7 protein-coding genes and 1 pseudogene are annotated in these 13,125 nt (G+C 61.4%); 5 read left to right on the top strand and 3 right to left on the bottom strand.

Annotated elements, in window-relative coordinates; translation table 11 throughout:
- The first annotated feature begins 54 nt into the window (after positions 1-54).
- Positions 55-846, top strand: coding sequence for a transporter substrate-binding domain-containing protein (locus tag KI237_RS13995; RefSeq protein WP_212800319.1), 792 nt, complete (start codon positions 55-57; stop codon positions 844-846).
- A 150-nt stretch (positions 847-996) separates the two neighbouring features.
- On the opposite strand, the gene KI237_RS13990 is transcribed toward KI237_RS13995, so the two are convergent.
- Genes KI237_RS13990 through KI237_RS13980 form a run of 3 tightly spaced genes read right to left on the bottom strand, consistent with a single transcriptional unit; the run spans position 997 to position 3,909 of the window.
- Complete coding sequence (locus KI237_RS13990; RefSeq protein ID WP_212800318.1) at positions 997-2,016, bottom strand: TRAP transporter substrate-binding protein; 1,020 nt, start codon at positions 2,014-2,016, stop codon at positions 997-999.
- 55 nt (positions 2,017-2,071) lie between these two features.
- The gene (locus tag KI237_RS13985; protein ID WP_212800317.1) at positions 2,072-3,352 is read right to left on the bottom strand and encodes a TRAP transporter large permease subunit; all 1,281 of its coding nucleotides are present in this window, start codon (positions 3,350-3,352) and stop codon (positions 2,072-2,074) included.
- Positions 3,349-3,909 carry a TRAP transporter small permease gene (locus KI237_RS13980; protein ID WP_212800316.1) on the bottom strand — a complete coding sequence of 187 codons (561 nt, stop codon included), beginning with the start codon at positions 3,907-3,909 and terminating at the stop codon, positions 3,349-3,351. Before KI237_RS13980 ends, KI237_RS13985 begins: the two co-directional genes overlap by 4 nt.
- A 928-nt stretch (positions 3,910-4,837) precedes the next feature.
- Here KI237_RS13980 and wecB point away from each other — a divergent pair.
- The 4 genes and pseudogenes from wecB (at position 4,838) to KI237_RS13960 (ending at position 12,985) form a co-directional block, all read left to right on the top strand.
- Positions 4,838-6,064, top strand: a complete 1,227-nt coding sequence (wecB, locus tag KI237_RS13975; protein WP_212800315.1) for a non-hydrolyzing UDP-N-acetylglucosamine 2-epimerase — start codon at positions 4,838-4,840, stop codon at positions 6,062-6,064.
- A gap of 38 nt (positions 6,065-6,102) precedes the next feature.
- Positions 6,103-8,315: pseudogene (locus KI237_RS13970) on the top strand (hypothetical protein).
- 12 nt (positions 8,316-8,327) lie between these two features.
- Complete coding sequence (locus KI237_RS13965) at positions 8,328-10,442, top strand: glycosyl transferase family protein (RefSeq protein WP_212800314.1); 2,115 nt, start codon at positions 8,328-8,330, stop codon at positions 10,440-10,442.
- Positions 10,439-12,985, top strand: a complete 2,547-nt coding sequence (locus KI237_RS13960; protein WP_212800313.1) for an NfrA family protein — start codon at positions 10,439-10,441, stop codon at positions 12,983-12,985. Before KI237_RS13965 ends, KI237_RS13960 begins: the two co-directional genes overlap by 4 nt.
- Positions 12,986-13,125: the final 140 nt, after the last annotated feature.

Genomic DNA, 13,125 nt, shown 5'->3' with positions numbered 1-13,125 from the left:
CTTTCACTACACTCCCCGGTCTTGTTCCCTTCCGTTGCGAGACGTCCAATCACTATGAAAAACATAACAAGCTCGATGACGCTCTGTGGCCTGTTGGCGCTCTCATTCGGCGCCCTCGCCGAACCGGCACCCTCGCTGCTGGATCAGGTCCTGCAACGCGGCGAACTGAAGGTCTGCACCACCGGCGACTACAAGCCCTATACCTTTAAAACCGAAACCGGCGAATACGAAGGCATCGACATCGACATGGCGCGCTCGCTGGCCGCCAGCCTGGGGGTCAAGGTGCAATGGGTGCAGACCACCTGGAAAACCTTGATGCCGGATATGGTTGCCGGTCAATGCGACATCGGCATGGGCGGGATCTCTGTGACACTGGAGCGCCAGAAAAAAGCCTATTTCAGTAACATCCTGGACGTGGATGGCAAGATCCCGCTGGTGCGTTGCGAAGACAAGGAGCGCTACCAGACCCTCGAACAGATGAACCAGCCTTCGGTGCGTCTTGTCGAGCCGGCCGGCGGCACCAACGAAGCCTTCGTCCGGGCGTTCCTGCCCAACGGCCAGCTCAGCTTCCACGACAACGTGACCATCTTCCAGCAACTGCTGGACAACAAAGCCGACGTGATGATTACCGACGCGTCGGAAGCGCTCTACCAGCAAAAACTCAAGCCAGGCCTGTGCGCGGTCAACCCGACCCGCTACCTGCAATATGGCGAGAAGGCCTACCTGCTGCCTCGCGATGACAACACCTGGAAGATGTACGTCGATCAGTGGCTGCACCTGAGCAAGGCCAATGGCAGCTACCAGAAAGTGATTGGGCAGTGGTTGGCTGTTCCGGCCGCCCAGTAAACCGTTGGCTGACAAAACAATATGCCTGTGGGAGCGAGCTTGCTCGCGATGACGTCACGTCTGCCGCATTGATGTTGGCTGACGCACCGCTATCGCGAGCAAGCTCGCTCCCACACTGGGTTGGGTCTGTTCAGGACTGACCGATTTACCTCACTGCGCCGCCCGCACCTTGGCGATCTCCTCGTACATCATCTTCACCAGCTCTCCATCCAGGGATTTGGCGAACTTGTCGATCACCGGTTTCACTCGCTCGCGAAAGCGATCTTTCTCGGTCGGGGTAATTTCATTCACGGTCATCGCGCCGGCCAACGTCACCTTGGCTTTGTCCATGCCCGCCGCCGTGACTTCACGCTGGAATGTCTGCGCTTCGGCCGCGGCCGCACGAATCATCGCTTTTTCATCGTCGTTGAGGCGGTTCCAGGTTTTCTGGCTGATGATCAACGACTGCGGGTTGAAGATGTGGCCCGTGACGGAGAGATACTTCTGCACCTCGTAGAACTTGTTGCCCTCAATCACCGTGAAAGGGTTTTCCTGGCCGTCGATGGTGTGCTGCTCAAGGCCGGTGTAGACCTCGGGGAACGCCATCGGCACCGGGTTGGCGCCCAGGGCGGAGAAGGTCTCCAGGTAGATCGGCGACTGGATGACGCGAATTTTCAAACCCTGCATGTCCTCAAGCTTGGTCACCGGGTGCTTGCTGTTGGTCAGGTTACGGAAGCCCAGGTCCCAGTACCCCAGCCCTACCAACCCCTTGCTGTCCAGTTGCGCCGCCAGTTTCTGCCCGACCGGCCCATCGATGACCGCATGGGCTTCCTCGACGTTGTTGAACAGGAACGGGAAATCGAGCATGGCATAATCCGGCGCCTGGGCGGCCAGGATGCCCGAGTTGAGCACGGTGATGTCCAGCGTGCCGCCCTGTAACGCCGACACCGTTTGCACGTCGCCGCCCAAGGTACCGCCGGGGAACAGGCGGACCTTGATCTTGCCACCGCTCTTTTCGCTGAGCAGGTCGGCGAATTTCTGCGCGCCCTGCCCTTGCGGATGCTCCTTGACGTTCTGGAAGGCGAATCGCAGGGTGCGTTCGCGGATTTCATCTGCGTGGCTGACCACGCTACCCAGCAGCAGTCCCGTTGCGCACGCCCCGGCCAACAGGGTTTTCATCAGTTGTCCCATGTCACTCTCCGATCATTATTGTTTTTAAGTCGAGTTACTACAGCTTGCACCGGCCTCAACCGGTGAAGAATTTCAGGGGTCCCAAGACCAATTGCGGGAACAGGACCAGCAGGAACAGCACCGCCAGTTGCGCAAGCAGGAACGGCCACACGCCACGAACGATTTCTTCGATATTGAGCTTGGAAACCCCGCTCACCACGTTGAGCACAGTGCCCACCGGCGGGGTAATCAGGCCGATGGCGGTGTTGATCAGGAACAACACGCCAAAGTAAACGGGGTCGATGCCCGCCTGGGTGATCGCCGGCATCAGCACCGGTGTAAGGATGAGGATGCTTGGCGTCATGTCCATGACCGTACCGACCAGGATGATCATCAGCATGATCACCACCAACAGCAGCGTCGGGCTATCCATGAACGGCTCGAGCACCGCCGCCAATTGGCCAGGCAAGTCGGCAATGGTCACCAACCAGGAAGAAACCATGGCGGCGGCGACCAGCAGCATCACCACCGAGGTGGTCTTGGCCGAGGACAGGATTACCTCGTACAACTGGCTGACTTTCATTTCCCGGTAGATCACCAGGGAGACGAATAGCGAATAGACGGCCGCCACCACTGCCGCTTCCGTCGGGGTGAAAATGCCGAACTTGAGGCCAAAAATAATGATGATCGGCAAGCCCATGGCCCAGCTGCCCTCAACCAAAGCCCGCAGGACCTCGGCACGGGATTGCTTGGGTGGCGTCTCGACATTCTCGCTGCGGGAAACGAACCACCAGGCAATGGCAAGCGCTGCTCCGAGCATGATCCCCGGCACAATACCGGCCAGGAACAACTTGGAAATCGACACCCCGGACGCCACGCCAAAGACAATGAAGCCAATGCTCGGCGGAATGACCGGCGCGATAATGCCGCCGGCAGCAATCAAACCCGCCGAGCGCGCCCGGTTGTGCCCGGCCAACACCATCATCGGCACCAACAAGGCCGCCAGTGCCGCCGCATCGGCCACGGCCGAACCGGAGAGTGACGCCAGCAGGCAGGACGCGATGATCGCCACGTAACCGAGACCACCGCGCTTGTGCCCCACCAGCGCCATGGCGATGTTGACGATACGTTTGGACAGGCCGCCGACGTTCATGATTTCGCCGGCCAACATGAAGAACGGCACGGCCATCAGCGGGAAGCTGTCCGCGCCGTTGAGCAGGTTCTGGGCAATGATTTGCGCGTCGAACAGATCCAGGTAGAACATCAACGCCAAGCTGACTACCAGCAAGGCAAACGCGATGGGCATGCCCAGAGCCATGCTGCCAATCAAGGACCCGAGGAAAATAACCAGTGTCATGGGCGGGTACTCTTGATGGGGTTCGGGGTGATGGGGTTCGGGGTGATCACCTCGGCGTCGTTGTCCTTGATCATCACCAGCTCGTCATCCCCCAGCTTGCCGAACAGCGCCAGGTAGAGCTCGTAGAGCAGGATCGCTGTGGCACTGGCGCCGAACACCAGGCCGGCACCATAAAACAACGCCATGGACAAACCTGACGCCGGGGCAACGACATTCAGGTTGATCGCTGCCTGTTGCCAACTGCCACTGAAGATCAGCCAGCAGATGTACAACATCAAAAGGTGACTGATGACCAGGCAGACGCGCTTGCCGGCTGGCGGCAAGCGCTTGACCAGGCTGTCCATGCCCAGGTGGGCACGGTCCTTGAGCGCCACCAGGGCGCCGAGAAAAATCATCCAGACGAAGAACCAGCGCGACAGCTCCTCCGACACACTGATGCCAGAGTTGAAGGCATACCGCAGCACCACATTGCCGAACACCAGCACGATCATCGCGACCATGCACAACACAATCAGTAGCTTGAGCAGCTTGAAATACAGATCGACGACCTTTGTCATCTTGAAGAACTCCGAGGCTTGTCGAGCGCCGACATCCCATTGGCGCGATAAGACCACAAACAGCGTGGGCCGCTAGCGGATCGAACCTGAAAGGCTGGAAGATGCTCCAGGGCTGGAACAACGGATCAAGGGGAGATGGAGGGCTCGCAGACGGATAGGCATGGGTATTCCTCTATTTTTATTATGGTCTTGGTCACGTCGAGCAAGACAATTGCCGATAAAATGTACCACCCGGTTAGTTTGGTCAATAACCCCGGTAGGCGTACCCCACAAAGCGTGCGATTATCGGCCGCAATGAGTGCACGACTTAGCGGCTCTTGCCTGTGAGCGGGGTCGTTCTACGCAACTAACTTATTGCAAGTAACGGCTCCGTCTAGTGCCATTGCGGCAGAAACCATTTCTCTGAACTATTAGTATAAAAGCTCAAATTAAATTGAACTTTTCGCCAAACAGCGAACTGCCCTCTAAAACTAATCACATAAAGACCGTTTTTAAGTCGACTTACAGGCGCCATTCGAATGACACACCGCGCACTGGCCGCGCAGGGAATTAGGCGCCAAAAAAACCACGGCGCACCTCTCTCAAACCTAAAGAGGCCATTAACCCGTCATATAACGACAAAAAAACCTTTAATTTCAACAATTAATAAAAGTTAAAGCACCCCTTCAAGTCCCCTCAGCCTGCCCATCAAACAACCCTCTAAAAAATTATTAATACGCCTCCACATATAAAACTTTGCGCTCATGATTTTTGATGTTATTAATCTGCCGCCCCGACTTTCAAGATGCCACTGCGTCACTTCCTGTGTACGTCAAACCGCTGTCTGACAACGGGCCACTACTTAACTAAATCGCTTGCCCGCTCGAATGCCTCGTCGCATCCGGGCGAGCTGTTGTGCGGCGCAGCAAACTGCGCGAGGAAGGGCGTCATGGCAACTAATCATCCACGAATCAAGATCCTCTCGATCTTCGGCACCCGTCCGGAAGCCATCAAGATGGCACCTTTGGTCAAGGCCCTCGCCGCCGAACCAGGTATTGAGTCGCTGATCTGTGTCACCGGCCAGCATCAAAGCATGCTCAAGCAGGTGCTGGATCTGTTCGACCTCAAGGCCGATTTCACCCTCGACGTGATGACGCCGCACCAGACACTCAACTCCCTGACGGCCGCGTTGTACGCAGCCATTGACCCGGTGCTGGAACAGACCCGGCCAGATCGGGTGTTGGTCCACGGCGACACCACTTCGGCCATGGTCGCGTCGATGGCCGCCTTCCATCGACGCATCCCCGTCGGCCATGTGGAAGCTGGCCTGCGCACGGGTGACATCTACAGCCCTTGGCCGGAAGAAATGAACCGCCGGTGCATCGATCTCAGCGCCGACCTGCTGTTTGCCCCCACCGGACAATCACGCGACAACCTGCTGGGCGAACGCCTGCAAGGCCGCTGCCTGGTGACCGGCAACACCGTGATCGACGCGCTGCAACTGACGGCCCGACGCATCAATGACGATGCCCGGTTGCGTGACGAACTGGACCAACAGTTCCCTTACCTGCAAACCGGACGCAAACTGCTGCTGGTGACCGGCCACCGCCGGGAAAACTTCGGCGAGGGCTTCCTGGACATCTGCAAGGCCTTGCGTCACCTGGCCCGGCGGCCGGATATCCAGATCGTCTACCCGGTGCACCTCAACCCCAACGTGCTCAGGCCGGTTACCGAACAGCTGGGCGACCTGCTCAATGTGCACTTGATCAAGCCGCTGGATTACCTGGCCTTTGTGCGCCTGATGCAACACGCCCACGTCATCCTCACCGACTCTGGCGGCGTGCAGGAAGAAGCGCCGTCCCTGGGCAAGCCCGTGCTGGTGATGCGCGACGTCACCGAACGCCCCGAAGCCGTAGCCGCAGGCACTGTGCGCCTGGTGGGCACTTCCCCGGCCTCGATCATCGCCGGAGTGGATGCACTGTTCGACGACGAGGCCTTGTGGCGCCGCGCCTCACAGGCCGCCAACCCCTATGGCGATGGCCAGGCCAGCCAACGCATCGTCGATACCCTGATGGGACGCCCGGTCGACGACTTCGTCGTGGCCCCGCTGCCCGCACAGCAGCTGACCGCTCCATCATCGTCGGTGCCGCGTGAGTTGCTCGCCGATTTCAACTGACCACTGTTATTCCTCTTATCAGATCGAGACTTGCCTGAATGAAGCCTTCCGTTGCCACCCCTACGGGTGCGCTCAGCGCCCTTGCCTGCGGCTTGAGCCTGCTCGCGCTCATGCCGACCTTTGCCCTGGCTGCGGACAGCCCGCTGACCCAGGCCATTCATCGACTCAACGCCGATACCCGCCAGACACGTGAAGTGCGCTTGAGCGACCTGGGCATCACTGCGCCGATCCTCCTCAGCGCCAGCGACGCCCGCCGCGAGCTCTACCTACCGGTACCCGCTGGCGTTGCGCTGGATGATGCCAGCTTGCAACTGGATGCCAACTACCTCAATGGTGAAGGTGGCCGCAACACCCTGCTGCTGTCCCTGGACGGCTACCCGGTGCGCGCCGAAGGGCTCAGCGAGGCACAAGGCGATGCCAGCGCCACGCTTGGCGTCGACAAAGCCGCGCGTGACAACGGCCTCGTGCGCCTGGGCATTGCCTGGTCCTCGGTGGTGTCCCGACCGTTGTGCGAAGACGATCGGGTCATCGGCAATGTGCTGCGCATCCAACCCGAGACGCGCCTGAACTACAGCTATGACGCCAGCCAGTTGCGCGACGTCGGTGCGGCCTGGGCGGCCCTGCCCGGCGAGCCCGGCATCCTCGTGGCCCCGGCTCGCTGTCCGCCGCCAGCTACGATTCGGCCTGGCGTCTGGGCGTGGCCCTGGAGCGCATCGGCAAACACAGTCGCATCCTGCCCTTCCCTGCCGTCCAGGACAGCGTGGACCTGAGCAGCCTGCGCATTCCTGCCGAGTTACTGAGCATTCCAGCCTTCGCCAGCCTCAACGGCAAAGGCCCGCACACTTTGGTCAACCCGGCTGAAATCGGCGCACTGCTGGTGTTGGGCCAGACCCCGAACGTAAAGGCTGACCTGGCGATCAACGACCCGGAACTGCTCAAGGCCATCAACCAATCCCTGGACGCCTTGCAAAGCCAGGTCCAGGGCCTCGACACAACGGCAGCCAGCGCCCTGACCCAATGGCGCGAACAGCGCGTCAACGCAGCGCTGGCGAGCGCCGGCACCGACAACGTAAGCCTGGCGCTGCTGGGCACGCGCCCGGTCCTGATGATCGCCCCGCAATCCACCGGCAAAGCCTTGTCGCTGCTCGGTTCGGCGTGGAACAAACTGGCGAAAAGTCGCCAATTGACCGTGAGCCAAGCGCAAACACCATTGAGCGACGATGGTCGTGTGGCCCTGTCGCGACTGGGCGGCGCCCCTGGCAACTTTGACGTGGCCTCGCGATTCGACTGGAGCACTTCGTTCCCTCTGGGCAGCGTGGCTTATGACGGTCGCCTGCCCGTCACGGCCGTGGTGGATGTCTCCGCAGCTCCGGGGGCTTCCGCTACAGCTCCAGTGGCCTCGCTGTTTTTCAATGATTTCCTGATCGGCGCGCAGCAACTGACCACCAATGGTGAGCCACAGCGCATCCAGGCCCACATCCCGCGCTACGCCCTGGGCTCGAAAAACACCTTGCGCGTATCGTTCCAGCGCCAACCAGTCAGCGACCGCTGCCTGGAAACGCCGCAAGCCTTCCCGGTGTCGGTCCTGCCGACCAGTCATATCGTCCTGGAAAAAACCTCGCTGGACGACGACTTCTCCGGCATGGCCGCACGCTTCGCCGTGGACACCCAGATCCTGGTCCCCCAGGCCTACCTCGATCAACCGGCCAGCAGCCTGGCGCGGGTCATTTCGGTGGCCGATACCAGCGGTGTATCGCCGCTGCGCGCGCAGCTCAAGGTCAGCGCTGATCCCAAAGCCGTCGTCAGCCCGGACAAAGCCTTCCTGGCCTTCGAGTTGCCGCTCAAGGACAGCCAGGAATCGGTCCAGGTCGACGAGCAAGGTCGTCTGCGCATCAACCACAAGGACCAGGTGTTGCTGGACGTACAACCCCTCAACCAATTGGCCTCGTTGCAAGTGGTGCAGACCGCAGGCCAGCATGGCCTGGTCTACCGGGCCCTGGGCAACCAGCCGCCAAGCCTGGCCAAACCGATTGTGCTGACCCGTGGCGACGTGGCGATTCTGGGCAACAACGGGGCCGTGGCGATCTTCGATACCCAAGACCCAAGCGGTAGCCTGCTGATCGGCCGCGAAGAACCCAAGGGGCTGGATGCCTGGCGCAAACCTTCGCTGCTCTGGCTGATCCCAGGCAGCATTATCCTGTTCCTTCTCTTGTTGCTGGCAGGCCGTAGCGCCCGTCGCAATCGCCAGTAACGGTACCCTTCGATGACGTCGCTTTATTGGCCCTATTGGCTGGCCCATTACTACAACTACCTGGAAATCGCGACCATCGTGGTCGCGGTACTGATCCTGATCTCCAGCCTGGACGATCTGATTGTTGACGTGTGGTACTGGTCTCGTCGCCTGTACCGCAAGTTCACCGTGGACCGCCGCTACCGGCCGCTGACCGTCGAACAATTGTTGGCCCGGGACGAACAGCCCCTGGCGATCATGGTGCCGGCCTGGCTGGAATACGACGTCATCGCGCCGATGATCGAGAACATGGTGTCGACACTCGACTACCAGAACTACGTGGTCTTCGTCGGTACGTACATCAACGACCAGCGCACCATCGACGAAGTCGAGCGGATGCGCAGGCGCTACAAACAACTGCACCGCGTGGAAGTGCCCCATGCCGGGCCGACCTGCAAGGCCGACTGCTTGAACTGGGTGATCCAGGCGATTTTCCTGCATGAGAAAACCCATGGGATGACCTTCGCTGGCGTCGTCCTGCACGACAGCGAGGACGTGCTGCATCCGCTGGAACTGCGTCTGTTCAACTACCTGTTGCCGCGCAAGGACATGATCCAGTTGCCCGTGGTGTCGCTGGAGCGCAACTGGTACGAATGGGTCGCGGGCGTCTACATGGACGAGTTCGCCGAATGGCATGGCAAGGACCTGGTGGTGCGCGAAAGCATGACCGACACCGTGCCCTCGGCCGGCGTCGGCACCTGTTTTTCCCACCGTGCCTTGCGGGTGCTGGCCGGTGAAACCGAGAACCAGCCGTTCAACACCGACAGCCTCACCGAGGACTACGACGTTGGCGCACGCTTGGCCAAGGTGGGCATGAATGCGATCTTCGTGCGTTTTCCGGTGCAGTTCCGGGTGCTGCGCAAATCCTGGTTCCGCAAACCCTACGAATCGACCCTGACGATGCCGCTGTGCGTGCGCGAGTTTTTCCCGGACACGTTCCGCACCGCCTTCCGGCAAAAGGCCCGCTGGACCCTGGGCATCGGCTTGCAAGGCTGGGAGCAGATGGGTTGGAACGGCTCGCTGGCCAACCGATACCTGCTGTTTCGCGATCGCAAGGGGGTGGTGACGGCGTTCGTGAGCATCATTGCCTACGTTATTCTGGTACAGCTGCTGGGCTTGATCATCCTGCGCAATAGCGGCCTGTGGGACGTCACCTTCCCTACGCCGTTCGAAAGCAACGGCCTGGTCAAATACCTGTTGCTGGCCAACGGCGTCGCGCTGGTCTGGCGAATCGTGCACCGCTATTACTTCACTACCGTGTTGTACGGCTGGCAGCATGGCTTGCTGTCCATGCCGCGCATGCTGGTGGGCAACTTCGTCAACTTCATGGCCGCCTCCCGGGCCTGGCGCATGTTCCTGGTGGGCAAGGTGATGAATCGCAAGCTGGTCTGGGACAAGACCATGCACGATTTTCCTTCCACCGATCTGGTTGCCATTGCGCCGCGCCGCCTGGGCAGCGTGTTGCTGTCCTGGCAGGCCATCACCGACACGGCCCTGCAAAGCGCCCTCAACGAACAACAGTCGCGCAATGTGCCTTTGGGGCGGATTCTGCTCAATAATGGCTGGCTGGATGATGAAACCCTGGCCGAAGCCATCGCGTTCCAGAATGACCTGCCACGGGTCTTTGATGTCGCCGAGAAAGCCGCTGCCTCGACGTCCCCGTTGAGTCCCGAGTTTGCCTTGCGTTGGCGAGTCGTGTCCCTGGGCCCCAACAGTGAGGGCCGCGAACAGATCGCCGTTGCCAACCCCTTGCCCGACGAAGGCCTGCAACAGGTCAGCGCCGCACTGGGTAGCGAGCCGGTGCAACTGATCGCCCGGGAAAGCGAAATTCTCGTGCTGTTGCGCAAGCTGCCTGCGCGCAACGGTCATGCCGTACCCAATGCCCGGGCGCCGCTGCTGGGCGACCTGCTGATCGAAATGGGTCTGCTCGATCGCGACGAATTCAGTCGCGTCATGCTCCAGTACCGGCCGCAGCACCACGGCCGCATCGGCGATTACCTGGTCGACAGCGGCGTGCTGCCACGCGCGACGATCGAACAGGCGGTGGCCCGTCAGCACAATCTCTACCCAACGGAGCTCCCGGCATGAACCGCCCCTTCCTGACCCTTTTGGCCACGGGGCTGAGCCTGATACCAGCGTTTGCGCTTGCCGAAACGTTGCCGCTGCCATTGTCTGGTCCGGCCTATACCGCCGCCAACGAAGCCTACAGCGCCTACGAACGCAAGGACTACGACCTGGCCATCGCCAAGGCACGCGAAGCCCTGCGCCAGCGGGCCGACGTGACGCGCCTGAACACCCTGATTGAATTGGCCGAGCGCGACAAGAAACTGCGCGACCAACCCCAGTCCCTGGCAGCGTCTCGCCCCGCCAGCGCAGCACCGGGTTTCGTCGCCGCGTCCCAGGGGTTCAAGGCCTATGACCGCGAACAATTCGGCCTGGCCGCGCAATCGGCCCGCAAGGCTGTCGCCCAGGCACCCCGGCGCCGTGAATATCGCCTGTTGCTGATCGATTCCTTGCAACGCCAGCAACACGTGGAAGAAGCCGATCGGGCCACCACCGATGCCCTTCGTGTCTTTGCCAACGACAACACGTTGTTGATGCGCCGCAAAGCCATTCGCCGCCAACTCGCGATACCGCTGGCGACCCAGGGCTATCACGCCCTGGAGCAAGGCAACACAGCCCTGGCCGTGGACCAGGCGCGCAAAGCCGTGGCCTGGGCGCCAGAGATCGCTGCCAACCAGCAACTGCTCATCAGTGCGCTGCTCGCGGCGAAGGATTACCCCGCTGCCGAACAGGCTGCCTCTGGCTCGCTGGCGCTGGACGATCGCCAAGCCGCGCCATGGATCCTGCGCAGCTATGCCCGGGATCGCCAGGGCAAGTTACAGCCAGCCCAAGCCGATCTGAACCATGCCCTGTCCCTGCCCGGCTTGTCGACAAGCGAGCGCCGGGACATCCGTCTCTTTGCCGTCGACGCCGCCCTGGCTCGTGGTGAACCTCAGCACGCGCTGGACCAGTTACAGGCGTTGGGCAACGACGACAGCGATGAGGTGACCCGTCGCAGCGGTGCGGCCCGCGCTGCGCTGCGCCAGAAAAACAAAGGCCTGAACCGCCTGGCCCAATTTCCACCACCGCCCCTGGAGTGCCAGGAAAGCACCTTCGGCCTGACCTGCGCGATCTGGCCAGGCAGTTCCCACGATGCCGGTACTGCGCTGGCGTCCCAGGCCTATGCCGCCCTCGCCCGCAAAGACCCCGCGACCGCCGTCGCCCTGGCAAACCAGGCCGTGGCGCGCGCCCCGCAGAACCCGGCGTATCGACACCTGCTGGTCAGCGCCCTGACGGATCAAAAGCGCGTGCCCCAAGCCATCGCCGCCGCCAGTGAAGGCCTGCAAACCCATGGCGACGACGCGCGGCTATTGGTCATGCGTGGACGCCTGCGCCAGCAATCCGGGGACGATGCCGGCGCCCGGGATGACTTTACCCGCGCCCTGGCGCTAGGCAGCCTGCCGGCCTACGAAGAAGCCGGGCTGTATGCCGCCATCGGCCAGCGCCGCACCGCCCGCGAACGTCTGCAAGAGGCACGGGCCACGGGCGAGCTGGCCTCGGCGAGCGATCTGCAGGTCGCCTACCTCTCGATGCAGGCCGGCGATGACGAAGCCGCCCACGCGGCGTTCCGCAAGGCCGACGCCAGCGCGCCACTGCCGCCGACGGCGGCCCAGGACGTAGCCTACAACGCCATGCGCCTGCACAAAGACGACGAAGCCGTGGCGTACTTCAAACGCGTCATCGATGGGCAAAAAACCGCTGAGTCGCCCCTCTCCCCGCAACAGCTATTCGATACCCGTCGCACCGTGGGCGATGTATCGCGCAGACTCGGCCTGACCAGCACCACCAGCTATCGCGGCAGCAGTTCCAGTGGCCTGAGCGCCGCCCCGGGCTCCAGCAGCAGCGGCAGTGAGAGCAATGACCTGCTGCAAAACAGCACCGAGCTGTCGTGGCGTCCGCTGGGCTATCGCAATGGCCGCTTTGTCGAACTCTACGGACGTATCACCGACACCCTGTGGAGCAAGAACAGCGATTCGGATACGGGCGCGGACGCCTTGCAAGGCGCCCTCGGCGTGCGGGTCAAGCCCTTCAGTTCGGTCAACATCATGGCCGCCCTTGAACGGACCTTCCCGCTTGGTTCTTCCAATGTCGACGGCGACTGGTTGGTGCGACTGGGCTATGGCTCGAGCATCGGCACCGATCTGCGGGTCGATGTGCCGAGCTGGTGGACCTCGCAGCTGTACGCCGAGGTCGGCCACTACATCAACGACTCGCGAGACTACTTCAACAGCGAATGGCAAGTGGGCCGCAGCTACGCCATCGGCGGAACCGGCTCGCGCTGGGTGACCTTCCCTCATGTCGTCGCGGCGATCGACTACGATTCCAAGATGAAGAGCGAAGCCGGCGGCGGCTTTTCTTCCGGCGACGCCGGGGGTATCGGGATAGGAAACAACGTACGTTACTGGTTCAGGGAAGACGCCTACAACGCACCACGCTCCTATGTGGACCTGTCCCTGCAATACCGGGCCAGGGTGTTTGGCGAGGATCGCGCCAAAGGCGTGTTCGCGCGCCTGACCTACTCCTATTGAGCGTGCTGGTGGGATATTGGATTCGTCGGTACGAAAAGCGGCTCGCCTTGCTGAGCCGCGACTACACTGCATCCAGAAGGGACTTGTTTGAATAGGTTCGCAAAGTTCGTCAATCGCAAGACCGTCGCGGCGCTGTTTCT

The sequence above is a fragment of the Pseudomonas sp. St316 genome, from assembly GCF_018325905.1.
Lineage (GTDB): Bacteria > Pseudomonadota > Gammaproteobacteria > Pseudomonadales > Pseudomonadaceae > Aquipseudomonas.
This window is presented reverse-complemented; position numbering and strand designations above follow the sequence as displayed.